This window comes from Rhizobium bangladeshense, assembly GCF_017357245.1.
GTDB lineage: Bacteria > Pseudomonadota > Alphaproteobacteria > Rhizobiales > Rhizobiaceae > Rhizobium > Rhizobium bangladeshense.
Window position 1 is genome coordinate 216073 of record NZ_CP071614.1, and the last position, 25968, is coordinate 242040.

Annotated in this window: 25 protein-coding genes; 16 read left to right on the forward strand and 9 right to left on the reverse strand. The window is 60.4% G+C overall.

Translation table 11 applies throughout. The features are described from left to right. The first annotated feature begins 50 nt into the window (after positions 1-50). Complete coding sequence (locus J2J98_RS24900; protein WP_207603770.1) at positions 51-485, forward strand: EF-hand domain-containing protein; 435 nt, start codon at positions 51-53, stop codon at positions 483-485. A 72-nt stretch (positions 486-557) separates the two neighbouring features. Continuing rightward, entirely contained in the window at positions 558-920 is a 363-nt protein-coding gene (locus J2J98_RS24905) for a hypothetical protein (protein ID WP_138395703.1), read from the forward strand. A gap of 128 nt (positions 921-1048) precedes the next feature. On the opposite strand, the gene J2J98_RS24910 is transcribed toward J2J98_RS24905, so the two are convergent. From J2J98_RS24910 to J2J98_RS24935, 7 genes are all read right to left on the reverse strand, one after another. Then, positions 1049-1426: a DUF411 domain-containing protein gene (locus J2J98_RS24910; RefSeq protein ID WP_246569458.1), complete on the reverse strand. Its 378-nt coding sequence runs from the start codon at positions 1424-1426 to the stop codon at positions 1049-1051. Positions 1427-1567: 141 nt separating this feature from the next. Then, the gene (locus J2J98_RS24915; protein ID WP_064713370.1) at positions 1568-1855 is read right to left on the reverse strand and encodes a copper-binding protein; all 288 of its coding nucleotides are present in this window, start codon (positions 1853-1855) and stop codon (positions 1568-1570) included. Positions 1856-1876: 21 nt separating this feature from the next. Further along, positions 1877-2356, reverse strand: coding sequence for a cupredoxin domain-containing protein (locus J2J98_RS24920; RefSeq protein WP_138395702.1), 480 nt, complete (start codon positions 2354-2356; stop codon positions 1877-1879). 33 nt (positions 2357-2389) lie between these two features. Then, entirely contained in the window at positions 2390-3736 is a 1347-nt protein-coding gene (locus J2J98_RS24925; protein ID WP_207603771.1) for a multicopper oxidase family protein, read from the reverse strand. A gap of 14 nt (positions 3737-3750) precedes the next feature. After that, complete coding sequence (locus J2J98_RS24930) at positions 3751-5214, reverse strand: TolC family protein (protein ID WP_246569459.1); 1464 nt, start codon at positions 5212-5214, stop codon at positions 3751-3753. Next, on the reverse strand, positions 5211-5435 hold the full coding sequence (locus J2J98_RS30480; protein WP_082928155.1) for a hypothetical protein: 225 nt from the start codon (positions 5433-5435) through the stop codon (positions 5211-5213). Before J2J98_RS30480 ends, J2J98_RS24930 begins: the two co-directional genes overlap by 4 nt. A gap of 89 nt (positions 5436-5524) precedes the next feature. Then, the gene (locus tag J2J98_RS24935) at positions 5525-5923 is read right to left on the reverse strand and encodes a hypothetical protein (RefSeq protein WP_082928156.1); all 399 of its coding nucleotides are present in this window, start codon (positions 5921-5923) and stop codon (positions 5525-5527) included. Positions 5924-6254: 331 nt separating this feature from the next. Between J2J98_RS24935 and J2J98_RS24940 the strand changes: the two genes are divergently transcribed. The 12 genes from J2J98_RS24940 to ligD (J2J98_RS24995) all read left to right on the forward strand — a co-directional run bounded on the left by J2J98_RS24940 (position 6255) and on the right by ligD (J2J98_RS24995) (position 19676). Beyond that, complete coding sequence (locus J2J98_RS24940; protein ID WP_207603772.1) at positions 6255-7286, forward strand: ABC transporter ATP-binding protein; 1032 nt, start codon at positions 6255-6257, stop codon at positions 7284-7286. 187 nt (positions 7287-7473) lie between these two features. Next, entirely contained in the window at positions 7474-8445 is a 972-nt protein-coding gene (locus J2J98_RS24945) for a Fe(3+) ABC transporter substrate-binding protein (RefSeq protein WP_138395760.1), read from the forward strand. Positions 8446-8499: 54 nt separating this feature from the next. Continuing rightward, on the forward strand, positions 8500-10158 hold the full coding sequence (locus J2J98_RS24950) for an ABC transporter permease (RefSeq protein ID WP_207603777.1): 1659 nt from the start codon (positions 8500-8502) through the stop codon (positions 10156-10158). Between the two features lie 301 nt (positions 10159-10459). Beyond that, on the forward strand, positions 10460-11182 hold the full coding sequence (locus J2J98_RS24955) for a FadR/GntR family transcriptional regulator (protein WP_097600853.1): 723 nt from the start codon (positions 10460-10462) through the stop codon (positions 11180-11182). Beyond that, a complete protein-coding gene (locus tag J2J98_RS24960; RefSeq protein WP_138395699.1) occupies positions 11179-12348 on the forward strand; it encodes a PLP-dependent transferase in 1170 nt (389 codons plus the stop codon). Before J2J98_RS24955 ends, J2J98_RS24960 begins: the two co-directional genes overlap by 4 nt. Before the next feature lie 31 nt (positions 12349-12379). After that, complete coding sequence (locus tag J2J98_RS24965; protein ID WP_064707199.1) at positions 12380-13639, forward strand: ABC transporter substrate-binding protein; 1260 nt, start codon at positions 12380-12382, stop codon at positions 13637-13639. A gap of 187 nt (positions 13640-13826) precedes the next feature. After that, positions 13827-14762 (forward strand): carbohydrate ABC transporter permease, encoded by a 936-nt coding sequence (locus tag J2J98_RS24970; RefSeq protein WP_064707198.1) that lies wholly within the window; start codon positions 13827-13829, stop codon positions 14760-14762. Positions 14763-14765: 3 nt separating this feature from the next. Beyond that, on the forward strand, positions 14766-15596 hold the full coding sequence (locus J2J98_RS24975) for a carbohydrate ABC transporter permease (protein ID WP_064707197.1): 831 nt from the start codon (positions 14766-14768) through the stop codon (positions 15594-15596). 5 nt (positions 15597-15601) lie between these two features. Beyond that, positions 15602-16660 carry an ABC transporter ATP-binding protein gene (locus J2J98_RS24980; RefSeq protein ID WP_207603533.1) on the forward strand — a complete coding sequence of 353 codons (1059 nt, stop codon included), beginning with the start codon at positions 15602-15604 and terminating at the stop codon, positions 16658-16660. Between the two features lie 229 nt (positions 16661-16889). Continuing rightward, positions 16890-17789, forward strand: a complete 900-nt coding sequence (gene ku, locus J2J98_RS24985) for a non-homologous end joining protein Ku (RefSeq protein ID WP_064707195.1) — start codon at positions 16890-16892, stop codon at positions 17787-17789. A gap of 12 nt (positions 17790-17801) precedes the next feature. Continuing rightward, a complete protein-coding gene (ku, locus tag J2J98_RS24990) occupies positions 17802-18620 on the forward strand; it encodes a non-homologous end joining protein Ku (protein ID WP_207603534.1) in 819 nt (272 codons plus the stop codon). A 3-nt stretch (positions 18621-18623) separates the two neighbouring features. Further along, positions 18624-19676, forward strand: a complete 1053-nt coding sequence (gene ligD, locus J2J98_RS24995) for a non-homologous end-joining DNA ligase (protein WP_207603535.1) — start codon at positions 18624-18626, stop codon at positions 19674-19676. 42 nt (positions 19677-19718) lie between these two features. Here ligD (J2J98_RS24995) and ligD (J2J98_RS25000) read toward each other — a convergent pair whose 3' ends face one another. After that, the gene (ligD, locus tag J2J98_RS25000) at positions 19719-22367 is read right to left on the reverse strand and encodes a DNA ligase D (RefSeq protein ID WP_207603536.1); all 2649 of its coding nucleotides are present in this window, start codon (positions 22365-22367) and stop codon (positions 19719-19721) included. A 310-nt stretch (positions 22368-22677) separates the two neighbouring features. On the opposite strand from ligD (J2J98_RS25000), the gene J2J98_RS25005 reads away from it, so the two are divergent. Further along, positions 22678-24009, forward strand: a complete 1332-nt coding sequence (locus tag J2J98_RS25005) for an epoxide hydrolase family protein (protein WP_207603537.1) — start codon at positions 22678-22680, stop codon at positions 24007-24009. Positions 24010-24087: 78 nt separating this feature from the next. Here the strand turns inward: J2J98_RS25005 and J2J98_RS25010 are convergent, their stop codons facing one another. Further along, a complete protein-coding gene (locus tag J2J98_RS25010) occupies positions 24088-24402 on the reverse strand; it encodes a DUF982 domain-containing protein (protein ID WP_207603538.1) in 315 nt (104 codons plus the stop codon). Between the two features lie 314 nt (positions 24403-24716). Between J2J98_RS25010 and pepT the strand changes: the two genes are divergently transcribed. Then, on the forward strand, positions 24717-25949 hold the full coding sequence (gene pepT / locus J2J98_RS25015) for a peptidase T (RefSeq protein WP_138395694.1): 1233 nt from the start codon (positions 24717-24719) through the stop codon (positions 25947-25949). Positions 25950-25968 lie beyond the last annotated feature (19 nt).

Consider the following 25968-nt stretch of genomic DNA (forward strand, 5'->3'; position numbering starts at 1 on the left):
GGTCCCGGGTCAGGGACGGGCGGATACAACCAAGCAAAAGGAGAAACGACATGAGAACGAGAAGACTTGCGGGCGCGGGCCTACTGGTCGTGGCCATTGCCGCCGGCAATGCCGGGTTTGCGTTCGCGCAGACGAACGGGGCCGATCCGCATCATCCTGCGAATGGATCTGAGGGCGCCTCTCCTGCGGGAGCGGAGCAGACGAGTGGACAAGGCCAGGAGGCCATGCCCGATGCCGGCTCGATGCCCAGCCAAATGATGGGCCAGGGAATGATGATGCACCCCGGCATGACGGGCGGCATGCCACCGATGGGCATGCGCGGACAGATGATGAAGATCATGTTCGCGATCGCTGACAGCGATGGGGATGGGGCGCTGTCCTTCGAGGAGGCTACGGCCATCCACAAGCGCATTTTCGACAGCGTCGACGCCAACAGCGACGGCAAGGTCACACGCGAGGAGACGCAGGCTTTCTGGCGACCGTAGGTGGTTTACTAGCAGTCGCGGAGCCTCCCGGAATATGATAGTTTAAAACGGCATTGACCACGGGAGGGGAAGATGCGCCGCATCCTTCTGTCTCTGATATTGTGCGTCCACTCCGCATCGATGTCGGCCGCATCAGGCGTTTTCCACACGACTGCGTTCGAGGGCGGTCGGTCGGTGAGCCTCAGTTTGACGGAAGGTGGACCGGCCGACGATCCCGCTTTCGACTTCGACGTCGTCATCACGCTGTCAGAAATCGACGGCGGCGGAGCGGTGCTCTATCGGGACGAAGGAAGGCATGGCGCGAGTGTGCGCTGCGTTTCACCTGCCACGGTGCGCGTGAATTCTGCCGAATATGCAGTCGATATTTCCGCCCTGCCGGGGACCGACTGGAAGCACGATCTCTGGGCGACGCTCTGCACCGCCCCTGCTTCCTGAGCGCTAGAGCATCCCCGTAATTCGTATCGATTGTCGGAAAGCCTGACGTTCGGGATTGAAAAATTAGAGCGTCGCTTCTGCGCCCCGAATGGACCCGCGCGCTCTGGTACGGCCGGCCAGTCGCGGCGTCAACCCTTTCGCGGACGAACCTCCATGAACAGGTAGGGTGCGCCAGCTCCCAAGGGAACAGCATAGACGTCATAGGACGCCTGCGGGTCGTCACCCATCCCCAGGGAGCCGGGCGGCATGCCCGCCACCGCGAGCCCCCGGAGCGGCGGTCGCTCCGACAGCAGGCGCCGGACAGGATCGAGCGGCACGTGTCCCTCGAGGTAATATTCCTCGACCACGGCCGTGTGGCATCCCTCCAGGTCGACAGGCACGCCCAGCCGCGCCTTGACCGCGGCAAGGTCGTCTGTATCGCGGGCCTCGACGGAAAATCCCGCCGCCGCCATTGCCTTCGACCATTCATGGCAGCAACCGCAGTTCGGATCCTTGTAGACGATCATCTTTGCCGGCGCGGCGGCGAAGGCCTAGCCGCTGCGCAATGCCAGCGCGGAAATCGCCATCGCAATGAAGCTTCTCCTATGCATCGTCTCCACTCCTCTTCCGCTGCCGCCCGGACGCGGATCCGGGCGGCAGGAGTTCAACTATTTAACTTCGGTGACCGTCAGCTTACCGTTCACGCGTTCGGCGACGAACTCGATGCTGGAGCCTTCCTTCAGCTTGTCGATGATAGCTGGATCCTCGACCCGGAAGACCATCGTCATCGCGGGCATGTCGAGGTTCTTCAGGTCCTCGTGCTTGATGGTGACCTTTTTCGCCTTGGCGTCGACCTTGTTGACGACGCCTTTGGTGAACTCCTCAGCAAACGCACCGAAGGCCGCACTGACGGAGAGCAGGGCGGCTAGACTGATTTTGATCATCGTAGTTTTCATATTCGTGGCTCCTTGTTGGGATTATTTCCCGGCGACGCTGACGTCGCCGTGCATGCCGGCTTCGTAATGACCGGGGATCAGGCACGCGAATTTGAACTCGCCGTCGGTGGTGAATTTCCAGACGATCTCGCCGGATTGACCGGCCGGAAGGCGGATGGAATTGGGATCGGCATGTTCCATTTCCGGGAACTTCTCCATGACCTTCTTGTGCTCCAGGATCTTGTCTTCTTGATCGAGCACGAACTCGTGGTCGACGGTGCCGGCGTTCTTGATCGCAATCTTGACCGTCTGTCCCTTGCGGACATTGAAGACGGCGGGCGTGAACAACATCTTCCCGTCGTCGGTTTCCTTCATCGTGACGCGGATCGTCTGTGTTGCCTTGGCCTTGTCCCCAGGCTCTCCGACCGCCATTTTTTCACCGTGACCGCCGGCATGATTGCCGGAGGCGAGGGCAGGAGTTGCGAGCGCTGCAAGCGCCAGTGCCAATACATAATTCTTCATGTGTAGATCCTTTTTGATGTGGGATGTTGAACCTCAGCCATTCGTCGGCTTCGGCGTGATTTGCGTCTTCGCGTCTTTGGCCTTGGTCGCGTCCGGCAGTTCGCCGGTCCACTCCCAGGCCTGCGTCCCGGGCGGGTTCTCGTACCAGCCCGGATCGGAGTAATCGTCCGCCGAGATGCCCTCGCGGACCTTCACAACCGAAAACATGCCGCCCATCTCGATCGGGCCATGGGGCCCCCAGCCGGTCATCATGGGAATGGTGTTCTCGGGAATGGGCATCTCCATTTCGCCCATGTCGGCCATGCCCTTGGTGCCCATAGGCATGTAGTCCGGCTGAAGCTTCCTGATCTTCTCGGCAACCTTCGACTTATCCGCTCCGATGAAGGTCGGGATGTCGTGACCCATGGCGTTCATCGTGTGATGCGATTTGTGACAGTGAATGGCCCAGTCCCCGAGATATTTGGCGTCGAACTCGTAGGCGCGCATGGCGCCTACCGGGATGTCGATGCTGACTTCCGGCCAGCGCGCCTCCGGGCGGACCCAGCCGCCATCCGTGCAGGTTACCTCGAAGTCGTAGCCATGCATGTGGATGGGATGGTTGGTCATCGTCAGGTTGCCGACGCGCACGCGCACTCGATCGTTCCTGGAAACGACGAGCGGGCTGATGTCTGGAAACACGCGGCTGTTCCAGCACCACATGTTGAAATCGATCATTTCCATGACGCGCGGCACGTAGGAGCCGGGATCGATGTCGTAGGCGTTGAGCAGGAAGACGAAGTCGCGGTCGACGCGCATGAACGTCGGGTCCTTGGGATGAACGACGAAGAAGCCCATCATGCCCATGGCCATCTGCACCATCTCGTCGGAATGCGGGTGATACATGAAGGTGCCCGATTTCACGAGGTCGAACTCGTAAACGTAAGTCTTGCCAACAGGGATGTGCGGCTGGGTCAACCCGCCGACGCCGTCCATGCCCGACGGCAGTATCATGCCGTGCCAGTGGATCGTGGTGTGTTCCGGCAGCTTATTGGTGACGAAGATGCGCACCCGGTCGCCTTCGACCGCCTCGATCGTCGGACCTGGAGATTGGCCGTTATACCCCCAGAGATATGCCGTCATGCCGTCGGCCATCTCGCGTTCGACCGGCTCGGCTACGAGGTGGAACTCCTTGACGCCGTTGTTCATCCGGTGGGGCAGGGTCCAGCCGTTGAGGGTGACGACCGGCTGATAGTCCGGACCGGAGGTCGGGTGGAGCGGCGGCTGCATGTCCGCCGATTCCATTGTCGGGGCATCGGGCAGACCCATCGCCGAGGTTTTCGTCCATGCGCCCGTCGCCAGCAGCGCTGCGCTCGCACCGAACAGTTGTCGTCTGTTGAACATGGTGGGTTCCTTTCTCAATGGCCGCCACCGCTGTCGCCGGAGACAGCGGCGACTTCGGTCTCTGCCGATGCGTTGGTCGCGCCGCCGCCGTAGATCGCAGGCGCGAGATTGGCCTCCGCGAGCCAGAAGTCGCGCTTCGCGTTGACGGAAAGCAGGATAGAGTTGATCTTGTCGCGCGTGTCGGTGAGCAGCTCGAAGGTGTTGGTGATCATGCCGTTGTAGGTCAGCAGGGATTCCTCCTCGACCTTGGTACGCAGCGGCACGACATTATTGCGGTAGTGGCGCGCGATGTCATAGTTCGAACGGTACGCCTCGTAGGCCGAACGTGCTTCCGAGCGGACATTGACGGCCTTTTCCGCCAGCTGGTTCGCCGCCCGCATGTATGCGAGCTCGGCCTTGCGCATCCGCGCCTTGCCGGTGTCGAAGATCGGGATCATGAATTCCAGCTCGACCTGGCCGGTCGTTCTGGTCTTCTTCTCGTCGTCCTCGATTTCCCGTTCCGTTTCGAAGCCCGTCAGGATTTCGAGATCTGTCACATAGCGTGTCGCTTCGGTGAGCCCGTAGGACTTGGCTGTCGCCTCTAGTTCGAGCTTCGCCACCTGAAGGTCGATGCGGTTCCTCAGAGCCTCCGCCTCGATGGTGTCGCGTCTGACGACGGCCCTGGGCAGCGGCGGCAGGCTGTTCGGGACTTGGTAATCCAGGTCTGATCCCCAGAGACCCATCATCCGCGTCAGGTCCTCCTTGGCAAGACGTGCCGCCAGGCGGGCCTTCGCGGTCTCACCGGCGAGCTCGGCGACGAACACATGTTCGCGTGCCTGCGCGCCTTTGGTCATTGCACCGGTCTCGCCAAGCTTCTCCGCAAGTTCTGAAGCGGCGTCCGCCGTCGCCTGGGCGCGTTGCAGCTGCCCGACGTTTTCCCAGGCCGCCACCGCGCCGATCCAGGCGCGCCGCGTCTCTGCGGCCACCTCCAGCGTTCTTACGGCGGCGGTCAATTGCGCCTGTCGGAAGCGGGTATCGGCGATCGCTATGTCGCGTTTTCTCGTTGCAAGGGCCAGGATGTTCGTCGTGATCATTCCCTCGATCGTCTTGAACGCCTCCAGTTCAGGTGTGCCGATACCTGTCGTACCGATGGAAACGGTCGGGTTGATGAGCATCGTCGACTGCCAGGCATCCGCCGCGCTGTCGCCGAGATCGGCGTAGGCGGCCTGGAGGCCCTTATTGTTGAGCAGGGCGATCTGGACGGCCGTCTCGGCGTCGAGGACCTTCTTTCTCGCGAGTAGACTCTTGACCTCAGCGGAGGCAGACCGGGCCTGGTTCTGGTTCTGGATCCAGACCGTCTGCTTCGCGGTCGCGATCGCGGTTTTGTCCGCCACGGAGGCGAAGCCTGCTTGCTTGCTCGAATATTCAGCGCCGCTGACGCAGCCACCGAGGGCGATCGGCAATAGGGCCATCATTGCGAGCTTCCTGATCGAAGTCATGAAGCATCTCCATCCGCTGGAGATTGTCGGTCGTTCTGTTGTCGCCATGGCTTTGGATCGGCCGGCTGGCGGGCGACATAATCCGAAATCGGCGATCGATATCGAGCGGCAGGGGCTATCGGCGCCTGCTGCACCTCGTCCAATGCGACGACGTTAGGGGGAGTGGACGCGCAGGCGGCCGCAATCAGCGGCAACCCCAGCGCCAATAGGAAAGGTCTCATTTTTTAAGAATCCGAATATCAAGCTACGGGCGGCGCGCACGCAAAGTTCGCGCGCCGTACGGGCCCGTTCGAAACGGGTGGATCCCTATTCAGATATTCGGAGGCCGATGCAGGGGCGGCAACTCACCAAGCATGGCTTGGTCGTTGACAAATTGCCGGATCGAGGACACGACAGGCCCGCCCATGACTTGACCTGTGCACAGCAATACGAAGCCGCCGCAAAAGTCGTTGCAGCATTCTTGTTTGACGATCTTTGAGGGGCCGGCGTCGTCGGCCCTATCGCCATGCGAATGCTGATGGTCCGAGACCCCGGCCAAATCGTGCTCAGCGTGCGCGGCAATGCCCGACGCTGTCTTCTCGATTTGAGAGGCAGGACCGTGCATGGCTGCGTTTACGTTGGATACGTTGTACCCCGCCAGCGATACGACGATCGCCAGCCGCACAAAGAAGAGCAATCTGCTCAGTGCGATTCGGTACATCCTGACCATGCTCTGTCGATTACATTGATCGTGCCAGATTTTCAACTGCAACCAAGGACTCCCAGAACTTCGCGTCGTTTCTGTGGCGCCAGTACCGCAGAAATACCATGGCGGTGTTCGCCAAGATCCGCCGCTCCGCCATCCCGTGCAGTCTGAAGATGCCGACCGCGACTGAAACGCATACCGCCTCGAATTTCCCGAAGGAGGTTTTACCGCGATTTTGAACAGCAGACTTCTCGCCGCCCTTGAGGGACAGATTGCGCTTGTCCCCGCTCGCCTCGGTATGTTTAGGGTGTTTGGAGACTTGCACTGGAACTTACCGGCGAGCATGAAAGCTGAAATGAGCGAAATCGCAGTACGACTGGAAAACGTTACCCGCCGCTTCGGCATCACTGCAGCCGTGCGCGATCTTTCTCTTCACATTCGGCGCGGAGATGCGGTTTCGCTCGTGGGCCATTCCGGTTGCGGCAAGTCGACGCTCCTGCGGATGATCGCCGGTGTCGACACACCGGAATCCGGCCGCATCTTTCTCGAAGGCCGCGAGGTGGCAAGTTCGGCCACTTTCGTCGAACCGGAGGCGCGTGGCGTCGGTTTCGTCTTCCAGGACTATGCTCTCTTTCCGCATCTGACTGTACGGGACAATATCCTCTTCGGTCTCAAGCGACATCCGAAGGGTGAAGCAATCGCGCAGGCAGAGGAGATGATCAGCAAGGTCGGAATAGAACATCTGACCCATCGCTATCCGCACACCCTCTCCGGCGGCGAACAGCAGCGTGTCGCGCTAGCCCGTGCCCTGGCGCCCCGGCCGAGTATCGTCCTGATGGACGAGCCCTTTTCCAATCTGGATCAGGGTCTGCGCGGGAAGGTACGCAGCGACACCTTGAACCTGTTGCGGACACTTGGCACGACCGTGATCATCGTGACGCATGATCCCCAGGAAGCACTTTCCGTCGGCGATCAGGTGGTCCTGATGCGCGCAGGTGAAATCGTCCAGTCCGGCTCCGCCTATGATCTGCACGACCGTCCAACGAATGCCTATGCGGCAGAGTTTTTTTGCGCGTCCAGCAGAGTTCCCGGCGTTTATCGTGACGGTTGGATCGAGACCGTCATCGGTAACTTCGCCTATAGGCTCGATCGTCCGCCCGCGAGCTCGGTGACCCTCTATATCCGCCCGCATGCAATTGCGCTTTCTCCCGGCTCGGGAATCGCCGCTCGTATCGAGAACCGTGTTCTGCATGGCGAATTCGAGCAGATCACCTTGAAGGTTGATGGCCTCGAGGAGCCGCTTAAGACGAGGGCTTTGGAGCGGCTGCCCGCGGGCGCCGAGAATATTCAGATATCAATCCTCCCCGAGCGGCTACTGGCTTTTTGACAGCTGACTTGCGCAAGCGTGTTCTGCTGACCTCTTCATCAAGTTTCCGTGATATTTGGCATCAAGTCCCAGGGAAAACTTGACTTTCAGGGTCATGAACTGCTGCAAAGAATGCGCGTTCATTCGGAGGGACATAATGAATTCGCGCTCCATCCTCACATCCTTGCTGCTTGCCGCTTCGGCGCTGATGTCGCCTTGCATCGCTGCCGCCGCAGAAATCAACCTCTACACGACGAGAGAACCGGCTCTGATCGCACCTCTTCTGGAAGCGTTCACCAAATCGACCGGAACGAAGGTCAATACCATTTTCCTGAAGGACGGCCTGGCAGAGCGTGTCGCCTCCGAGGGCGCCAGCTCGCCGGCTGACATCCTGATGACGGTCGATGCGGGCAACCTTGTCGATCTGGTCGACAAAGGCGTAACGCAACCGGTGGAATCGTCTGTTCTGAACTCGGCTATCCCGGAACAGCTGCGTGATGCCAAGGGCAACTGGTTTGCACTTTCGATGCGCGCGCGCGTGCTCTACGCGGCCAAGGATATCGACATCAGCACGTTCAACTACGAGGAGCTCGCCGATCCCAAGTGGAAGGGCAAGATCTGCATACGCTCGGGTCAGCACCCCTATAATACGGCGCTGTTTGCTGACTACATCGCTCATTACGGCGCGGAAGAAACCGAGAAATGGCTGACGGGTGTCAAGGCCAATCTCGCCCGTAAGGCAGCCGGCGGCGATCGCGATGCGGCCAAGGACATCCTCGGCGGCATTTGCGATATCGGTATCGCCAACTCCTATTATGTCGGCCTGATGCGGTCCGGCAAGGGTGGTGAAGAGCAGGTCAAATGGGGCGACGGCATCAAGGTCGTCCTGCCGACCTTCAAGAACGGCGGGACGCAGGTGAATATCAGCGGCGCGGCCATCGCCAAGCATTCACCAAACAAGGCTGAAGCCGTCAAACTTCTCGAATATCTCGTCTCCGACGAAGCGCAGAAAATCTATGCCGAGGGCAATTACGAATATCCCGTGAAGGCGGGGGTCGCGGCCGATCCGATCATCGCATCCTTCGGCGAACTAAAGATCGACAGCAAGCCCCTGTCCGAAATCGTCAGCCATCGCAAGCAGGCGAGTGAACTCGTGGACAAGGTCGGCTTCGACAACTAAGGAAAGGGAAGGCGCCGCTGACAGGCGCCTTCCTCCCCGAGAACGGATCGAATGATGTTTTCCAGCCCGGCGCCCGCCCGCTCTGCAAAGCGCCCTGGCAGGGTATGGCTGACGATTGCTGCCACTATCGCCCTCATCGCCATTCTGCCGATCGGGGGATTGATTCTGGAAGCTTCGAAGGGGTCGGCGGGTCTTTGGGGGCATCTTTTCTCGACCATCCTTCCGGTGGCGCTTCTCGACACCGTCATTCTGCTTGCGGGGGTCGGCGTCATCACTGCCGTGGTTGGCACGACGACGGCATGGCTGGTGACCGCCTATGATTTTCCCGGCAGGCATGCGCTGGAATGGATGCTGCTTCTGCCGCTTGCCGTTCCGACCTACATCGTCGCCTATGCCTATCTGGACATAATGCATCCAATCGGTCCGGTGCAGGATGCCGTGCGGTGGTTGCTTGGATACGAGACCCCGCGCCAGTTTCGCCTTCCGGACGTCCGTTCCATGGCCGGCTGCATCCTGCTTCTCGGAATCGTTCTCTACCCCTATGTCTACATCCCCACCCGCGCGATGTTCCTCACCCAATCCGGTAATCTCGTCGATGCGGCACGCACTCTCGGCACAACTCGCCGCGCGGTTTTCTGGCGGGTCGCCCTGCCGCTCGCGCGCCCGGCTGTTGCCGTGGGTATCAGCCTTGCCCTGATGGAAACGTTGAACGATATCGGCGCGGCCGAATTCCTCGGCGTCCGGACGATCACCGTTTCAATCTACACGACGTGGATCACCCGCTCCGATTTATCGGGCGCGTCGCAGATCGCTCTTGCCCTTCTTCTCATCGTCATCGCGATTGTTGCGCTGGAGCGATGGGCGCGACGCAAGCAGCGCTACGCGATCGATGTACGTCGGATGCGGAATTTCCAACCGCGGCGGGTATCCCTGGGAAAAGGCATACTGCTGTTTCTCGGCGGTCTTCTGCCGGTCATCCTAGGCTTCGCCGCGCCCGCGCTCTATCTCTTGATCGAAGCGGCAAAACGCTATCGGTTCGCCGGCATATCCCCTCGCATCATCGATGAGGCCGTAAACACGCTCGTTATCGCTACCCTCGCGACAGTGGCAACCGTCATCCTTGGGCTTCTCGCCGCCTACGCCACCCGCCTGCGCCCGGGCCAGCCGTCCTCTTGGCTCCTGCGCTGTTCCACGATGGGCTATGCGGCTCCCGGCACCGTGGTCGCCATCGGCGTGCTGATCATCCTTGGCGGGCTCGATCAGTTTATCGACCGCACGGTGCTTTCCCTGTTTGATGTGTCCACCGGTCTGCTTCTGATGGGATCGGGTGCTGCCGTCATATATGCGCTCGTCGTGCGGTTTCTGGCGATCTCCGCCGGCGGCATAGAAGCCGGTCTCTCGCGCATTTCCCCGTCGCTTGATCATGCTTCGCGTTCGCTGGGGCAATCCACCGCAGGCACTTTGCGCTACGTGCATTTGCCGCTCTCGAAGGCGGCAGTCTCGGCTGCCGCGCTACTGGTCTTCGTCGATTGCGTGAAGGAGCTGCCGGCGACGCTCCTCCTGCGGCCACTCAATGTCGAGACATTCGCAACTCACCTTTATGGAGAAGCTGCCAGAGGCACCTATGAGGAAGCCTCGATTGCAGCGCTTGCCATCGTGCTGATCGGCATCCTGCCGGCCATCTTGCTCTCGCGAATCGGACGTATCCGCTAGCAGGCCGACCACGACCTTCAGAGCTCAGATGGAAAATTGCGCACCCTCTCCGGGGGCTCATCGCCGTGAGCAGATACGAAGTGACGGCCGCAAAGCGGTTATTTCGGAACTACGGTCAGTCCGCGTCCAAGGGCGGCGAAGGCTCCTGAGAAAAGGTACGAGTGTGATTTCGGAGAGACAAAGGGAATAGTGGAGGGGCGGGATCAGAAATCGCCGTCGCCGGCTTGACGGCTCGCCCCGTTTGCGAAATGCTAAGATGTCAGACCAATTCCGCGACTGCCTAGAAGAAAAATGGGGAACCATGAAGGCAAATCGTAGCGACAGGCCGGTGATACGGCCGCTTCCCGTCATGGACCGCGCGCGTCAGGTGACCGACGCGCTGGCGGATTATGTGGAGGAAGCGCGGCTGCAGGCGGGTGACCGGCTGCCGGCCGAACGTGAGCTGATGGCGGCGCTTGCCGTCGGGCGTTCGACCATTCGCGAAGCGATCAGGCATTTCCAGGCGCTCGGTGTCATCGAGACGCGCAAGGGCAGCGGCACCTATCTGTTGAAGCCCGTTTCCAGGGCGACGATCCATATGCCGCTGTCTTTCGATGCGGTGCATCTGCGCGACGCGCTCCTGCAGACGCTGGAGGTCCGCCGCGGCATCGAATGCGAGGCGGGCATGGTCGCGGCCAGGCGGCGCACCGAGAAGGATCTCGTCGTCATCGAGGAGAAGCTCAACGAGATGGAGCGGGTGCACCTGGAGAAGGGCACCTCCGGACCGGAGGATCTCGCCTTCCATCTCGCCGTCTACGACGCCACCCATAATCCGCTGTTTCGCCAGCTGCTCGAGCAGATGCGCGAAACCTTCGAGCGCTTCTGGGAGCATCCGTTCGATCGGCAGGATTTCGCCCGCCGGTCCTTTCCCTTTCACCGCACGCTTTTCAACGCGATCGCTGCGCGGGATGCCGAGGCGGCGCGGGCGGAAACATTGAAAATTCTCGACATCGTCGAGGAAGACATCAAGGAAATGTCCAAATGAGCAACGGCGCAGATCCGTTCGATCTTGCTTCCCTCATCACCGCTCACGACGACGGCAACTTCGCCGACGCCGTCGTGCCGCCGATTTTCCAGACCTCGCTTTTCACCTTTTCCGATTACGACGAGATGATTGCCGCCTATCGCGGCGAGAAGGTGCGGCCGACCTATACGCGCGGGCTCAACCCGACGGTGCGCGCTTTCGAGGAAATGCTGGCCAAGCTCGAGGGTGCGGAGGATGCACTCGGTTTTGCGAGCGGCATGGCGGCGATCTCCTCGGCGGTGCTGAGCTTCGTCGAGCCCGGTGACCGCATCGTCGCCGTCAAGCATGTCTATCCCGATGCCTTCCGTCTGTTCGGCACTATCCTGAAGCGGATGAAGATCGAGGTGACCTATGTCGACGGGCGCGACGAAGAGGCCGTCGCGAAGGCGCTGCCCGGCGCCAAGGTTCTGTACCTGGAAAGCCCGACGAGCTGGGTGATGGAAGCGCATGATGTCGGGGCGCTCGCGGCGTTGGCCAGGCATCATGGAGTCGTGTCGATGATCGATAACAGCTGGGCGAGCCCCTTCTTTCAGCGGCCGCTGACGCTCGGCGTCGACCTCGTTATCCATTCCGCCTCGAAATATCTCGGCGGTCACAGCGATGTGGTGGCGGGCGTCATCGCCGGCTCGAAGACAATGGTCTCCCGTGTCAAGGCCGAGGCCTATCCCTATCTCGGCGGAAAGCTTTCGCCCTTCGACGCATGGTTGCTGATCCGCGGGCTGCGGACGCTGCCGCTGCGCATGAAGGCGCATGAGGCGTCCGCACTTGAAATCGCCAGGCGCCTGCAGAAGCTCGAGGTGGTGGAGGCGGTCTGTCATCCAGGCCTCGCCAATCGTCTGCCGGCCGGGCTCAACGGCACCTCGGGCCTGTTCTCGTTCATCTTCCGCGACGGCGTCGATATCCGCGCCTTTGCCGACCGTCTCAAGCTGTTCAAACTGGGTGTAAGCTGGGGTGGACATGAAAGCCTGATCGTACCGGGCGAGGTGGTGCTTCAGCAGAAGGCACAGCCGAATTCCGCGCAAACCTTCGGCATTCACCCGCGATCCGTACGCCTCCATGTCGGCCTCGAAGGAACCGAGGCCCTGTGGAGGGACATCGAGGAGGCGCTCGCCGCCTCACAATCCTGAAACCCGAGAGACCTAAAAGGGGGAACTGAGCATGAAAAAACTAATAATCTCGACGCTCTTCGCTTCGATGATGGCAGGTACCGCGCTCGCTGATACGACGCTGAAGCTTGTCGAAGTCATCACCAGCCCGGAGCGGACCGAAACGCTGAAATCGATCGTCGGCAAGTTCGAAGCGGCCAATCCCGGCACCAAGGTCGACATCATCTCGCTGCCCTGGAACGAAGCCTTCCAAAAGTTCGCGACCATGGTGTCGGCCGGCGACGTGCCCGATGTGATGGAGATGCCGGATACCTGGCTGTCGCTCTATGCCAATAACGGCATGCTGGAAAGCCTCGAGCCCTATCTCGAAAAATGGGAACACACCAAGGAACTGACGCCGCGTGCGCTCGAACTTGGCCGCGACGTCAAGAACACCGCCTATATGCTGCCCTACGGCTTCTATTTGAGGGCGATGTTCTACAACAAGAAGCTGCTTGCGGAGGCTGGTGTCGACGCGCCGCCGAAGACGCTTGAGGAGTTTGCCGCCGCTTCGGAAAAGGTCTCCAAGCTGCCGGGCAAATACGGCTACTGCATGCGCGGCGGCCCGGGCGGCCTCAACGGCTGGATGATCTTTGCCGCCACGATGGCCGGCGACAACAAGTATTTCAAGGAAGACGGCACCTCGACCATGAACAGCGAAGGCTGGGCGAAGGGTATCGAGTGGATGGTCGATCTCTACAAGAAGGGCTATGCGCCCAAGGACAGCGTCAACTGGGGCTTCAACGAAGTCGTCGCCGGCTTCTATTCGGGCACCTGCGCCTTCCTCGACCAGGATCCCGATGCGCTGATCGCGATCGCCGAGCGTATGAAGAAGGAGGATTTTGGTGTCGCGCCGCTGCCCAAGGGTCCTGACGGCAAGTCGTTCCCGACCATCGGCTACGGCGGCTGGTCGATGTTTTCAACGAGCCAGAACAAGGACCTTTCCTGGAAGCTGATAGCCACGCTCGAAGGGCCGGAAGGCAATCTTGAGTGGAACAAGCGCATCGGCGCCCTGCCGGCCTATACGTCCGCGGAGAAGGATCCCTTCTATGCCGGTGATCAGTTCAAAGGCTGGTTCGAGGAGCTGGCGGACCCGAACACGGTGCCGACAGTCATGCCGACCTATCTGGAAGAGTTCGCCTTCTTCAAGGATTCGCTGGCGATCAAGACTTCGCAGCAGGCCCTGCTCGGCGACATCTCGGCCAAGGATCTGGCCGACCAGTGGGCGGATTACCTGACCAAGGCGCAGCAGAAGTTCCTGAGCAAGAAGTGAAGATAGAAGGGGCTTCGAGATTCGAGCCCCTCATCCGCCTGCCGGCACCTTCTCCCCGCTGGGGCGAAGAGACTCGTGGCGGCGCCTCATTGCCCTTCTCCCCGGCGGGGAGAAGGGCCCCGAAGGGTCGGATGAGGGGCCGCCTACGCATTCGAAGCCTTGATCTACATTTGGAAACTGCAATCCGATGACCATTTCCGCCGATACGCTCGACATGCGTCGCGACCGCAGGCCGTGGCTGCGTCGCCTTGCCGATGCTTCGGAGCCTTATCTCTATAGCGCACCCTCGCTGATCCTGATCGTCGCTGTCATGCTGGTGCCGCTGACGCTCGGACTGTCCTACGCCTTCCGCGATATCCAGCTGCTCAACCCTTTTTCCGGCGGTTTCGTCGGGCTCGAACATTTTCGCGAGCTTTCAAGCGATCCTGCCTTCTACGGAGCGCTCAGGAATACGCTCTGGTGGACCGGCGCCTCGGTCGCTCTGCAATTCGTCTTCGGGCTGATCCTGGCGCTGCTGCTCGACAAGCCATTCCCGGGGCGGGCGATCGCGCAGGCATTGGTCTTCCTGCCCTGGGCCGTGCCCTCATTTCTCGCCGGGCTGAACTGGGCCTGGCTGTTCAATCCGGTGATCGGGCCGATCCCGCACTGGCTTTTCGGGCTCGGACTGATGCATGAGCCGGGCAACATCCTCTCCGATCCAAATTATGCGATGTGGGGCCCGATCGTCGCCAATGTCTGGTGGGGCATCCCCTTCTTCGCCATCACGCTGCTTGCCGCCTTACAGGCGATCCCGCGCGATCTTTACGAGGCGGCGTCGATTGACGGCGCCGGCTGGTTCCAGCGCTTCCGCTCGATCACCCTGCCGTTTCTCGCGCCGACAATCGCCATCACCGTGCTCCTGCGCACCGTGTGGATCTCCAATTTCGCCGATCTGATCGTCGTCATGACCAATGGCGGTCCGGCCGACCGCACGCAGATCGTCGCGAGCTACATCTTCACGACCGCCTTCAAGCGGCTCGATTTCGGATACGCCTCAGCGATCGCGCTGGTGCTGCTCGCGCTGCTGCTTGCCTATTCGATGCTGATCATCCTGCTGCGGCAGACGCTGCTGAACAAGGATTGAGACATGAAACGATCCGTCATCCCCACGATCGCGCACCGTCTGGCGATCCTCTGCTATATCGCTTTCGCGCTCTTCCCGCTGTTCTGGCTGCTCAAGGTTTCGGTGACGCCGAACGATCTGCTCTATACCGAGGGCGTGCGCATGTGGCCGTCGCGCACGAGCTGGGATCATTATGCCTTCGTGCTGCAGCACAGCGCCTTCCCGACCTTCTTCAAGAACAGCCTGATCGTCTCGGCCTCGACAGCCGTGACAGTGACGATCTGCGCCTCGCTTTCCGGCTATGCGCTGTCGCGCTTCAATTTCCGGGCGAAATACTGGATCGTCGCGCTGATGCTGCTGACCCAGATGTTCCCACTCGTCATGCTGGTCGCGCCGATCTTCAAGATCCTCTCGCCCTTGCATCTGACCAACAGCCTGACCGGGCTCGTCATCGTCTATACCGCCTTCAACGTGCCCTTCGCCACCTTCCTGATGCAGTCCTTCTTCGACGGCATACCCAAGGACCTCGAAGAGGCGGCGATGATCGACGGCGCCACGCAGTTCACGGCCTTCCGCCAGATCATCCTGCCGCTGACGCTGCCGGGCATAGCCGCCACGCTCGGTTTCGTCTTCACCGCCGCCTGGAGCGAACTGCTCTTTGCGCTGATGCTGATCAACGGCAATGACGCAGCGACCTTCCCTGTGGGGCTTCTCACCTTCGTCTCGAAATTCTCGGTCGATTTCGGACAGATGATGGCTGCGGGCGTCATGGCGCTCATTCCGGCCGGCCTCTTCTTCCTGCTCATCCAGCGTTATCTCGTCCAGGGCCTGACGGCCGGCGCGGTCAAAGGTTAAACAGAATGGCATCGATCGATATCCAGAATATCCGCAAAGCCTATGGCCACGTGCAGGTGCTGCACGGCGTTGACCTCGAAATCAGGGATGGCGAATTCGTCGTGCTCGTCGGCCCCTCCGGCTGCGGCAAGTCCACGCTTCTGCGCATGATCGCCGGACTGGAGGACGTCACATCAGGCGAGATCCGCATCGCCGGCAGCCGGGTGAACGAGCTGCATCCGAAGGACCGCGACATTGCCATGGTGTTCCAATCCTATGCGCTCTATCCGCACATGAATGTCGCCGGCAATATGAGCTATAGCCTGAGATTGCGGAAGACTACCAAGGAGAAGATCACGAGCGCCGTGGCGGCGGCCGCCGCCAAGCTCGGCCTCGACCCACTGCTCGAACGGCGGCCGAAGGCGCTTTCCGGCGGCCAGCGCCAGCGCGTCGCAATGGGCCGTGCCATCGTGCGCCAGCCAAAGGCCTTCCTGTTCGACGAGCCGCTCTCGAATCTGGATGCCCGGCTGCGCGAACAGATGCGCGCCGAGATCAAGAAGTTGCATGGCGAGCTGAAGGCGACCTCGATCTATGTCACCCATGACCAGATAGAGGCGATGACGCTGGCGGACCGGATCGTCGCCATGCATGGCGGCGTCGTCCAGCAGGTCGGCAGTCCGCTCGAACTCTACGACCGGCCCGCCAATCTCTTTGTTGCCGGCTTCATCGGCTCGCCGGGGATGAACTTCCTGGAGTCCAGCTATACCGCCGGCGGCGTCAGGCTGCAGGACGGAACGATCGTGCCGCTGGCAAAGCCGCTGCCGCTATCAGACGGTGCGAAGGTGACGCTCGGCATCCGGCCGGAGCATGTGCTGATGACGAATGACGGAGCTGGCCTTGCCACGGATGTGGAACTCATAGAACCGACAGGCTTCGGCATCATCCTGCACCTTGCCCTGCACGGGCTGCCCTTCAAGATCTTCACGCTGGACCGCGATGCGTTGAAGGCGGGGCGGAAGGTCAATGTGGCCTTCCCCGCCGAATATCTGCATGTGTTCGACGGCGAGGGAAAGCGCGTCGGCTGAGCAGTCGAGACAGGATCCATTCCTCAGGCGTCCCTATCTCCTGGTTGTTTCCGCCGTAAAAGCAACTGGTGAGAAAAAAGATCGAGCAGATTCAAGGGGATGAACGAGAGACTCGGAAAAGGCGTGAATCATTCTGGCTAAGCTCTTGAAATTTGATTCGTTTTGACTCGGAACCAATGGCAAACTGATTCGGTTGACTCGCACTGGTTGCGTCAGGAGCGCGTGCAAAATGGTTGGGCCGAGAGCGAATTGGAAGGGCTTTATCAAATTCGGGGAGGTGGCTTTCCCGGTGGCGCTCTACACCGCCGCCTCCACATCCGAGCGGATCGCGTTTCATACGCTGAACAGGAAGACCGGCAATCGGGTTCGCCGAGAATTCGTGGACGGCGAGACCGGCGATCCGGTCGAGCGCGAGGATCAGGTCAAGGGTTTTGAGATCGAGGACGGTCGCTACGTCGTGCTCGAGGCCGAAGAGGTCGCAGCCGCCATCCCCGAAAGCGACAAGACGCTGAAGGTGGAGGCGTTTATTCCTTGTGACGAGGTCGACGACGTCTATTTCGACAAGCCCTATTATCTGGCGCCTGACACGATGGGCGGCGACGCTTTCAAGCTCCTGAGGGATGGCATGAAGAAAGCCAAGGTCGCGGCCATTGCCAGGACGGTGCTGTTCCGGCGCCTGAGAACGCTCCTCATTCGCCCGCATGGCAAAGGGCTGGTCGGCTCCACCTTGAATTTCGACTATGAGGTCCGCTCCTCCGAGAAGGCTTTCGAGGAGATGCCGGATCTCAAGATTGAAGGCGAGATGTTGGAGCTCGCCAAGCACATCATCAACACCAAGAAGGGCAAGTTCGATCCGAAGCAATTCGACGACCGCTACGAAGCGGCCGTCGCTGAACTCGTGAAGGCCAAGATGGAAGGTCGCACCCTACCGAAGAAAAAGGCGGCGCCGGCTGCGAAGCCGAACGACCTCTTACAGGCACTGCGCGAAAGCGCCGGCATGGCGGCGCCAGCAAAGACGAAGCGCACGGCTGCAAATGCCAATGCTGGCAAGAGCAGGCAGAAGGTCGCGCGCGCATCGGCTCCGAAATCACGCAGCCCAAGCGGCGCTCACCAGCGCCGCGCCGGGTGATCGGAGGCTGTCTTGGCAATCCGGCCATACTGGAAAGGTTACCTGAAGCTATCGCTCGTCACCTGCCCGGTGCAGATGATGCCGGCCACGTCTGAAAACGAGAAGGTGCGCTTTCACACGCTCAATCGCGCGACCCAGAACCGCGTCATCAGCCATTATGTCGACGCCGTCACCGGCAAGGACGTGAAAGATGAAGACGAGGTGAAAGCCTATCAGCGCGGTGAGAACGAATATGTCATGCTCGAAGACGAGGAGCTGGAGAACGTTGCGCTTGAAAGTACAAAGACAATCGACATCGAGGTCTTTACGCCGCGCAACAGCGTCGAATGGATCTGGCTCGACACGCCTTACTATCTTTCACCCGACGATCCGGTTGGCCAAGAGGCATTCTCGGTGATACGCGACGCCATGGCGGCTGAGGACATGGTTGGCATATCGCGGCTCGTGATTGCGCGCCGCGAGCGCGCCGTCATGCTGGAGCCACGCGGCAAGGGCATCGTCCTCTGGACTCTTCGCTACGGTGACGAGGTGCGCGACGCGGAGAGCTATTTTGAACGGGTGGACGACCAACCGGCGGACAGCCAAATGATGCCGCTGGTCCAGCAACTCATCAAGAAGCAGACGCAGCACTGGAACCCAAAGATGGCTTCCGACCCCGTGCAGGACAGGCTGCTCGACATCATCGAGGCAAAGAAGAAGCTGATGAAGAAGCCTGCCAAGGCAAAACCCAAGGGCAAGGAGAAGGCAGAGCCGGCCCACAGCAACGTCATCAATATCATGGACGCCCTGCGCAAATCCGTGGATGCCGAGAACCGGTCCGGCAGGCATTGAGCGATGACGAGACTACGCCGGCCCTCCGCCCCCCTCCTTCGCGACTCCAATGCCTCCATACAATCGCGACCTGTCCGTCGCCGTGATGCCGACCAGCCAAGCCTGCCGTTCGACGCAATGCCGTCCAGAGTGGAGCCCTGCCTGGCGCTGCTCAAGCAAACGGTGCCGCACGGTCCCGATTGGCTTTATGAGGTGAAGTGGGACGGCTACCGATTGGCGATCCACATCGAGCCGAAGAGTATTCGCATCCTCACCCGCGGCGGCCATGACTGGACCCATCGATTTCCAACGATTGGCGCAGGTGCAAGAGAACTCGGTGTATCGACCTGCATTCTCGACGGAGAAGCCATCGTTCTAAATGAAGAGGGTCGCTCCGACTTTGGAGCGTTGCAGCGCTCGCTCGGCGGCAGGGGCGGCAAGCGGGTCTCAACCGAATCTATCTTTTGCGCCTTCGATCTATTGTACCTCGATGGTCACGACCTGACGCGCACGGAACTGTCGGTGCGCCGTCATCTTCTGGAGGACCTGATCCCCGAGACCGACGACGCTGCCATTCGGTTCTCGCAAGAACTCGATCTCGGCAGCGAGGAACTGCTTGAGCACGCATGCCAGCTTGGCCTGGAAGGCATCATCGCTAAACGTAGGGACAGCCCTTATCGAAGTGGTCGCCTCGGGGATTGGCAGAAGATCAAGTGCGTTCAGAGCGCCAGTTTCATGATCGTCGGTTACGAGGAATCCGTCAGCACCCGCGGTGGGCTCGGGAGTCTTTTGCTTGCGGGTCGAAAGGGTCACGACTGGATCTATGTCGGATCCGTCGGCACGGGCTTCAACCGAACGGAGGCGGAGTATCTGCGGAAGACGTTGAACAGCCTCCAGACGAAAAAGCCTGTTGTGCCGCTGAAAGGAAAGCGCCTTGTCTTTTCCCAGCCGACCCTCATCGCCGAAATCGAGTTTCGCGGCTGGACGCATGAGGGCAGCCTACGCCACCCCTCGTACAAGGGTCTCCGCGAGATCCAGGACAACGCCGCCGTCTTCGATATGAACCGGTGCGATTGAGATCCCGTAAATCCAACTGCAACCTGTCCCGCCATTGCAGTGTCACGCGGCATGCTTGCCGGTGCGGGCCAGCCTCTTGATGGCCTGCTCTAGGGGACGTTGCCCCTCACAATAGTCCTCCCAGGCTGTCGACTTCGATAGCAAGGCAGGCACGGTTCGCACCGTAAACCTTTTCGGGTCAAGGTCTGATTTCACCTGCGTCCAGGTCAGAGGCATTGATACGGTCGCCCCCGGCCGGGCTCGAGGGGAGAGCGGAGCGACGGCCGTCGCCATGCGATCATTGCGCAAGTAATCGAGGAAAATGCGACCGCCCCGCAGGCTCTTCGTCATTTTGATGAGGTAGAGATCGGGTTTGTTTCGGGCCATCTGCTGGCAGATGTCATGCGCGAAGGCCTTTGCCTCCGGCCATGACAAGGGCTTGCGCTTGTTGACTGCAAGCGGCGTCACGACATGCAGGCCCTTACCGCCCGTCGTCTTGCAGAAGCTGATCAGTCCGAGCTCCTCCAGTCGATCGCGCATTTCGCGGGCAGCGGCGACAACTGTAGAAAAGGCAACGTCAGGCCCCGGATCGAGGTCGAATACCAGGCGACCAGGCACCTCCGGTTGACCGGGCTCACAGTTCCATGGATGGAGCTCCACCGCCGCGATCTGGGCGACGGCGGCAAGGCCTTCGATGCGATCGATCTGCAGGTATGGCTTCTTGTCGCCGAACACCTTGACAAGTTCGAGCAGGTTCGATTGTCCAGGCATCGCATGGCGCTGAAAGAACTGCTCGCCGCCAATTCCATCCGGGGCACGTATGATAGAGCAGGGCCTGCCCTTGATGTGGTCGATCATCCAGTCGCCAACTGCTTCGTAATAGCGGGCCAATTCTTCCTTCGTCACCGGTCCGCTGTCGTTCTCATCCGGCCACAACGGCTTGTCCGGGTTCGAAACGAGCACTCCCATGACATCGGCTTTCTGGCCCTTGCGACGCGCTAGTTTTTGTCTGGCCCTCGGAGTCGGCTCCGCAACCTCAGCTTTAGTGGGGCGCAGCGGTGGCTCAGCCTCGACTTCCTTGGCGGGCTTATCTTCGCGCAATCCCTTGAAAGCTGCCTGCCGGACGAGACCGTCCGCGGTCCAACCCTCGAATTCGATCTCGGCGACAAGCTCCGGCTTCACCCAGACGACCTCAACCTGCTTCTTCGGAGCCCCGTCACCTGTGAAAGGCGATGTCGCCGTCTCCAGAGCATTCAGTTTAGGAAGCAGCGTTTCGACCTTCTTGGCGCCGTAGCCGGTCCCGACACGGCCGACATAGACGAAATGATCATCGCTGAAGACGCCGACGAGAAGGGAACGAAATTTGCCGTTAGTCTTGGCATAGGCGCCGATGACCACCTCGTGCCCCGCCCGGCATTTCGATTTCCCCCAGCTTTCCGTTCGACCTGATTTATAAGCGGCGTCCGCCTGCTTTGACACTATGCCTTCCAGCGAGAGCTTGCATGCCGACCTGAGAACGGCGTCGCCGCCGCCTGTAAAATGTTCGACGTAGCGGATGCGAGGGTCGTCACCGGCCTCAGCGAGGAGCTCCTGCAATCGCGCCTTCCGCTTGATCAGGGGGTTGAGGCGCAGATCCGCGCCGCCATCATAAAGCAGATCGAAGGCGAAGTAGACGAGGCTGCCGGTCCGGCCCTCCGACAGCGCGGCTTGAAGGGCGGCGAAGTCGGGCGCGCCGTGCTCATCGAGAGCGCATATTTCGCCGTCGAGAATGCAATCTGGAAGTGCGGACGCCGCTTCAGCGATTTCGGGGTACTTGGCCGTCCAGTCGAGACCTTTCCGGGTCTTCAGCGTCGCCTCTCCATCGAGCACCCGCATCTGGATGCGGTATCCGTCGAATTTGATCTCATGGACCCAGGCGTCCCCGACGGGCGGCCGCTCCAGCTTCTCGCAAAGCTGCGGTGAGATGAAATCCGGAAGATCAACTGCTGTCGCCGTGCTGGCGCGCCGTCCGCCTTTCGCCTCCGACTGCCGCTCCTCGGCGGCCAGTCCGTGATTGCTGTCCCAGACGGCATTCGCCTGCACCTTGCCGCCTTCGACCATGAAGGGTTTTGGCTTGCGCCCCTTTCCGGCTGCGATCGTTTCCATGCTGCGGCCCGACGCCACCGAGGTGTCGTGTTCCTCGAGGATGGCAGCGCCGTTCTCCTCCACGGAAAACTCGTCATGATGCTTGATCAACAGCCAGTTGGTCCGCTTGCTGCGCTCGCGATCGTTGCGCATGCGCACCAGCACGAAGCTCCCCTGCAGGCGTTCGCCTTCGAGCGTGAACTTGAAGTCGCCCTTAGCAAGCGCTTGCTCAGGGCTCTTCCGTCCCTCCGGCTCCCAGTAGCCGCGATCCCAGAGCATGACCGTGCCGCCACCATACTGACCTTTCGGAATCGTGCCTTCGAAGTCGCCATAATCGAGCGGATGATCCTCGACCTCGACTGCCAGGCGCTTGTCGTGCGGATCGAGCGATGGACCTTTGGTGACAGCCCAGCTCTTGAACACGCCGTCGAGCTCGAGCCGCAGGTCGTAGTGCAGACGTGTCGCATCGTGCTTCTGGATGACAAAGCGGCGGCGGTTGCTCTTTTTGACGCGTTGCTCACCGCTGGGCTCAGCAGTCTTCTGAAAATCGCGTTTTGATCGGTAGCTCGATAGACTGTCGCTGGCCATGACTGTTCCCGGACATTCGATCCACAAACGAAATTGCGGTCATCGTTGTTCCAACGCCGGGCGACCGGCCGGATCCCTGAAAGGGAAGGGGAACGGCCATAAATTCAAATCGATCCGGCGGCATTCATCATTTGGGCTGCCAGGACAGCAACTACCTGTCCCCGCGCCAATGGTATGATCACGTATCTAACCACTGCTAAGCCACATTTTGTAACAGAACAGACCCCGATCGGAAACATATGTGATACTTCGACCGCCTAGCACTCCGCTCGCGAGACAGTCGCAGAACGACACGCGAAGGAGTCTGTCCATGATCGATATTGCCAAGTTTTCCACGTCGCGCCCGCTGCTAGGGCGCGCGATCGCCATCGCGGTCGGATCGCTGATAACCGTTTCTTACGTGCAGTCCGCACGCGCAGAAGAAAGCGGTGTGACGACCGCCCAAGCAAGACCGGCGTCGGACGAGAGCATCCGCCCCTTTCGAATCCACGTCGACCAGAGCCAGCTTGATGATCTCAAGCGACGCATAGCAGAAACACGTTGGCCTGATAAGGAGACTGTCGGCGACATCTCGCAAGGCATCCAGTTGGCTCGTGTCGAGGACCTTGTTCGCTATTGGGGGACGGATTACGACTGGCGCAAAGCCGAAGATCAGCTGAATGCCTTGCCCCAGTTCGTCACGACGATTGACGGCGTCGACATTCATTTCATTCACGTTCGCTCTCGCCATCCGAACGCTCTCCCGGTCATCTTGACGCATGGCTGGCCGGGATCGATCTTCGAGTTCATCAAGACGATCGGGCCTCTCACCGATCCCACGGCCTATGGTGGCAAGCCGGAAGACGCCTTCGATGTGATCATTCCTTCAATTCCCGGTTACGGCTTTTCCGGCCGACCGACAGATCAGGGATGGGGACCTGACCGCGTTGCCCGGGCCTGGGACGTCCTGGTGAAGCGCCTGGGTTACACACATTACGTTTCGCAGGGTGGCGACCACGGCTCGGTGATCTCAGATGCCTTGGCAAGGCAAGCACCGGAAGGCTTGCTGGCGATCCACCTGAACATGCCGGCAACCGTCCCGGGCGCTCTCATGCGGGCGATCAACAGTGGCGACGCGGCGCCCGCCGGACTCTCCCCGGCGGAAAAAGGAGCTTACGATTCTCTGAGCGCCTTTTTCGGCCGCAACGCCGCCTACGGCGCTATGATGGTCACGCGGCCGCAGACTATCGGCTACTCGCTCTCGGATTCACCGTCCGGCTTGGCCTCATGGATTTATGAAAAGTTCGTCCAATGGAGCGACAGTGACGGCGTTCCTGAACGCATACTGACCAGAGACGAAATGCTGAACGATATCACTCTCTACTGGTTGACCAATACCGGCGCGTCGTCGTCGCGCTTCTACTGGGAAAACAACAACAATAACTTCAGCTCCGACGCCCAGAAGACGAAGGATATCAAAATCCCGGTCGGCATCACGGTTTTTCCAAAAGAGATCTATAAAGCTCCGGAGAGCTGGAGCCGACAGGCTTATCCTTCCCTCGTTTACTACCATCAGGTGGAGCGCGGCGGACATTTTGCTGCTTGGGAGCAACCCCAACTCTTTGCGGAAGAATTGCGGGCTGCTTTCAAATCGGTTCGCTAACGTCGCTTTTGAGCTGGCGCGGCTCCTTCCGGGGCCGCGGGGGTATCTCGAAGGACGTGACCTCCGGAGGCTCCGGCTCTAGCGAAGTGCAGCGACACGCGTGGGTCGCATCGGACGGTTGGTGGCCTGCGCCTGCCAGGGACCCACGACTGCCGGCATGCCGGCTTCGACGCACGCGGCCAGGAAAGCCTCCCGTGCAATCAACGGCGCAATAACCCGGTTAAGGGCGCCGCGACAGGTCTTGACGGCGCGCTTGTGGCGCTCCCCATGGCCCAATGGCCATTCATTTTCCAGGAAATCCAAGGCGTCATAGACGCCCGTAAAAGTTCGTTCCAGGCCGCACTGCAGCCGGACCGTCAGTGGACGAGTCCAGAGCACATCATTCAGCGGCATTTTCTTCCTCCTTTCGATGCCAGCGTGATCCCGCAAAAATATTGGAATCGGCCTTCGGTTGTTCAAGACCGCAGCGATATCACCTAAAAGGCGTATGTCGGACGCTGACTACAGACAAATTCCGCCTGCCGCTGTCGGATGCGTGAGAAAGAGCGCAACAGCTCCTCGGCTGGACTTGCCCGGGCCAGCCAGATCAACCCGTCTCCCTCAACAAAACGGCTGTCGTGCTGGAATGATTGGCCGAGCTGAAAAATCTTTTGCCGCTTCGCCCGGGAGGGCTATATCCTCGAGTGATCTCAATGGACTGGATTGAAATGACTGACACTGTTCTCGACCGCTTTCTCCGTTATATCGTGATCGACACCCAATCCGATCCCTCCTCATCGACGCAGCCTACCACCGAGAAGCAGAAGGATCTCGGACGGCAGCTGGTGGACGAACTGCTGGAAATGGGCCTTTCCGATGCGCATCTCGATGAACACGGCTATGTCTATGCCACCATTCCGGCCAATAGCGGCAAGGCGGTGCCGGTCATCTGTTTCTGCTCCCATATGGATACGGCGCCCGATTTCACCGGCACCGATGTCAAGCCGCAGATCGTCCGGAATTATGCCGGCGGCGATATCAGGCTTAGTGGCGATTCGGGTCGGGTGATCCGTGTCGCCGAGCATCCGGAGCTGAACAACCAGATCGGCAACGACATCGTCACGACCGATGGAACGACATTGCTCGGCGCCGATGACAAGGCGGGACTGGCAGAAATCATGACCGCGGCCCAGATTCTTGTCGACAATCCCGATATCCGCCACGGAACGATCAAGATACTGTTTACGCCCGACGAGGAAGTCGGTCGCGGCGTCAACAAGGTCGACCTGGTCAAACTCGGAGCGGACTTCGCCTATACGATGGATGGCGAGACGGCGGGCCACATTGAGGACGAAACCTTTTCGGCGGACGGTGTCGAGATCAGCATAACAGGCGTGGCGATCCATCCCGGTTTTGCCAAGGACCGTATGGAAAATGCCATCAAGATCGCCGGCGCCATCATCGACCGGCTGCCGAAGGACCTGGCGCCGGAGACGACTGAAGGCAAGCAGGGCTTTATCCATCCAGTCGGCGTGACCGGCTCGATGGAAAAGGCGTCGCTGAGCTTCATCATCCGCGATTTCACCGACGAGGGGTTGGCGGAAAAGGAGGCCTTGCTCGAAGCGATGGTGAAGGAGGTCATGGCCGGCTATCCCGGCTCGACCTATCATTTTGAGGTGACGGAACAATATCGCAACATGAAGACGGTGCTCGACCGCCATCCGGAGATTGTCGCTAACGCGCTTGAAGCCGTGCGCCGTGCCGGCATGACGCCGGTGCGCGGCAGCATTCGCGGCGGCACCGACGGCTCGCGCCTCTCCTTCATGGGGCTGCCGTGCCCGAACATTTTCGCCGGCGGCCATGCCTTCCACTCGCCGCTCGAATGGGTGAGCCGACAGGATATGGAAAAGGCCGTTCAAACGATCGTAGAACTTGCGAAGGTCTGGGAAGAGCGCGCTTAAGACGCTCTTCCTCACTGAA

Excerpts from the sequence above, each read along its gene's own strand:
- J2J98_RS25010 (WP_207603538.1), bottom strand. The coding sequence starts at position 24,402 with ATGCCGCTGAATGATGTGCTCTGGACTCGTCCACTGACGGTCCGGCTG.
- J2J98_RS24940 (WP_207603772.1), top strand. The coding sequence starts at position 6,255 with ATGAGCGAAATCGCAGTACGACTGGAAAACGTTACCCGCCGCTTCGGC.
- J2J98_RS24905 (WP_138395703.1), top strand. The coding sequence starts at position 558 with ATGCGCCGCATCCTTCTGTCTCTGATATTGTGCGTCCACTCCGCATCG.
- ku (WP_064707195.1), top strand. The coding sequence starts at position 16,890 with ATGGTTGGGCCGAGAGCGAATTGGAAGGGCTTTATCAAATTCGGGGAG.
- J2J98_RS24920 (WP_138395702.1), bottom strand. The coding sequence starts at position 2,356 with ATGAAGAATTATGTATTGGCACTGGCGCTTGCAGCGCTCGCAACTCCT.
- J2J98_RS24900 (WP_207603770.1), top strand. The coding sequence starts at position 51 with ATGAGAACGAGAAGACTTGCGGGCGCGGGCCTACTGGTCGTGGCCATT.
- J2J98_RS24945 (WP_138395760.1), top strand. The coding sequence starts at position 7,474 with ATGTCGCCTTGCATCGCTGCCGCCGCAGAAATCAACCTCTACACGACG.
- J2J98_RS24955 (WP_097600853.1), top strand. The coding sequence starts at position 10,460 with ATGAAGGCAAATCGTAGCGACAGGCCGGTGATACGGCCGCTTCCCGTC.
- J2J98_RS24960 (WP_138395699.1), top strand. The coding sequence starts at position 11,179 with ATGAGCAACGGCGCAGATCCGTTCGATCTTGCTTCCCTCATCACCGCT.
- J2J98_RS24975 (WP_064707197.1), top strand. The coding sequence starts at position 14,766 with ATGAAACGATCCGTCATCCCCACGATCGCGCACCGTCTGGCGATCCTC.
- J2J98_RS24915 (WP_064713370.1), bottom strand. The coding sequence starts at position 1,855 with ATGAAAACTACGATGATCAAAATCAGTCTAGCCGCCCTGCTCTCCGTC.
- J2J98_RS30480 (WP_082928155.1), bottom strand. The coding sequence starts at position 5,435 with ATGAGACCTTTCCTATTGGCGCTGGGGTTGCCGCTGATTGCGGCCGCC.
- J2J98_RS24910 (WP_246569458.1), bottom strand. The coding sequence starts at position 1,426 with ATGATCGTCTACAAGGATCCGAACTGCGGTTGCTGCCATGAATGGTCG.
- J2J98_RS24970 (WP_064707198.1), top strand. The coding sequence starts at position 13,827 with ATGACCATTTCCGCCGATACGCTCGACATGCGTCGCGACCGCAGGCCG.
- pepT (WP_138395694.1), top strand. The coding sequence starts at position 24,717 with ATGACTGACACTGTTCTCGACCGCTTTCTCCGTTATATCGTGATCGAC.
- J2J98_RS24950 (WP_207603777.1), top strand. The coding sequence starts at position 8,500 with ATGTTTTCCAGCCCGGCGCCCGCCCGCTCTGCAAAGCGCCCTGGCAGG.
- J2J98_RS25005 (WP_207603537.1), top strand. The coding sequence starts at position 22,678 with ATGATCGATATTGCCAAGTTTTCCACGTCGCGCCCGCTGCTAGGGCGC.
- J2J98_RS24935 (WP_082928156.1), bottom strand. The coding sequence starts at position 5,923 with ATGGTCAGGATGTACCGAATCGCACTGAGCAGATTGCTCTTCTTTGTG.
- ligD (WP_207603535.1), top strand. The coding sequence starts at position 18,624 with ATGACGAGACTACGCCGGCCCTCCGCCCCCCTCCTTCGCGACTCCAAT.
- J2J98_RS24925 (WP_207603771.1), bottom strand. The coding sequence starts at position 3,736 with ATGTTCAACAGACGACAACTGTTCGGTGCGAGCGCAGCGCTGCTGGCG.
- J2J98_RS24930 (WP_246569459.1), bottom strand. The coding sequence starts at position 5,214 with ATGACTTCGATCAGGAAGCTCGCAATGATGGCCCTATTGCCGATCGCC.
- ligD (WP_207603536.1), bottom strand. The coding sequence starts at position 22,367 with ATGGCCAGCGACAGTCTATCGAGCTACCGATCAAAACGCGATTTTCAG.
- J2J98_RS24965 (WP_064707199.1), top strand. The coding sequence starts at position 12,380 with ATGAAAAAACTAATAATCTCGACGCTCTTCGCTTCGATGATGGCAGGT.
- J2J98_RS24980 (WP_207603533.1), top strand. The coding sequence starts at position 15,602 with ATGGCATCGATCGATATCCAGAATATCCGCAAAGCCTATGGCCACGTG.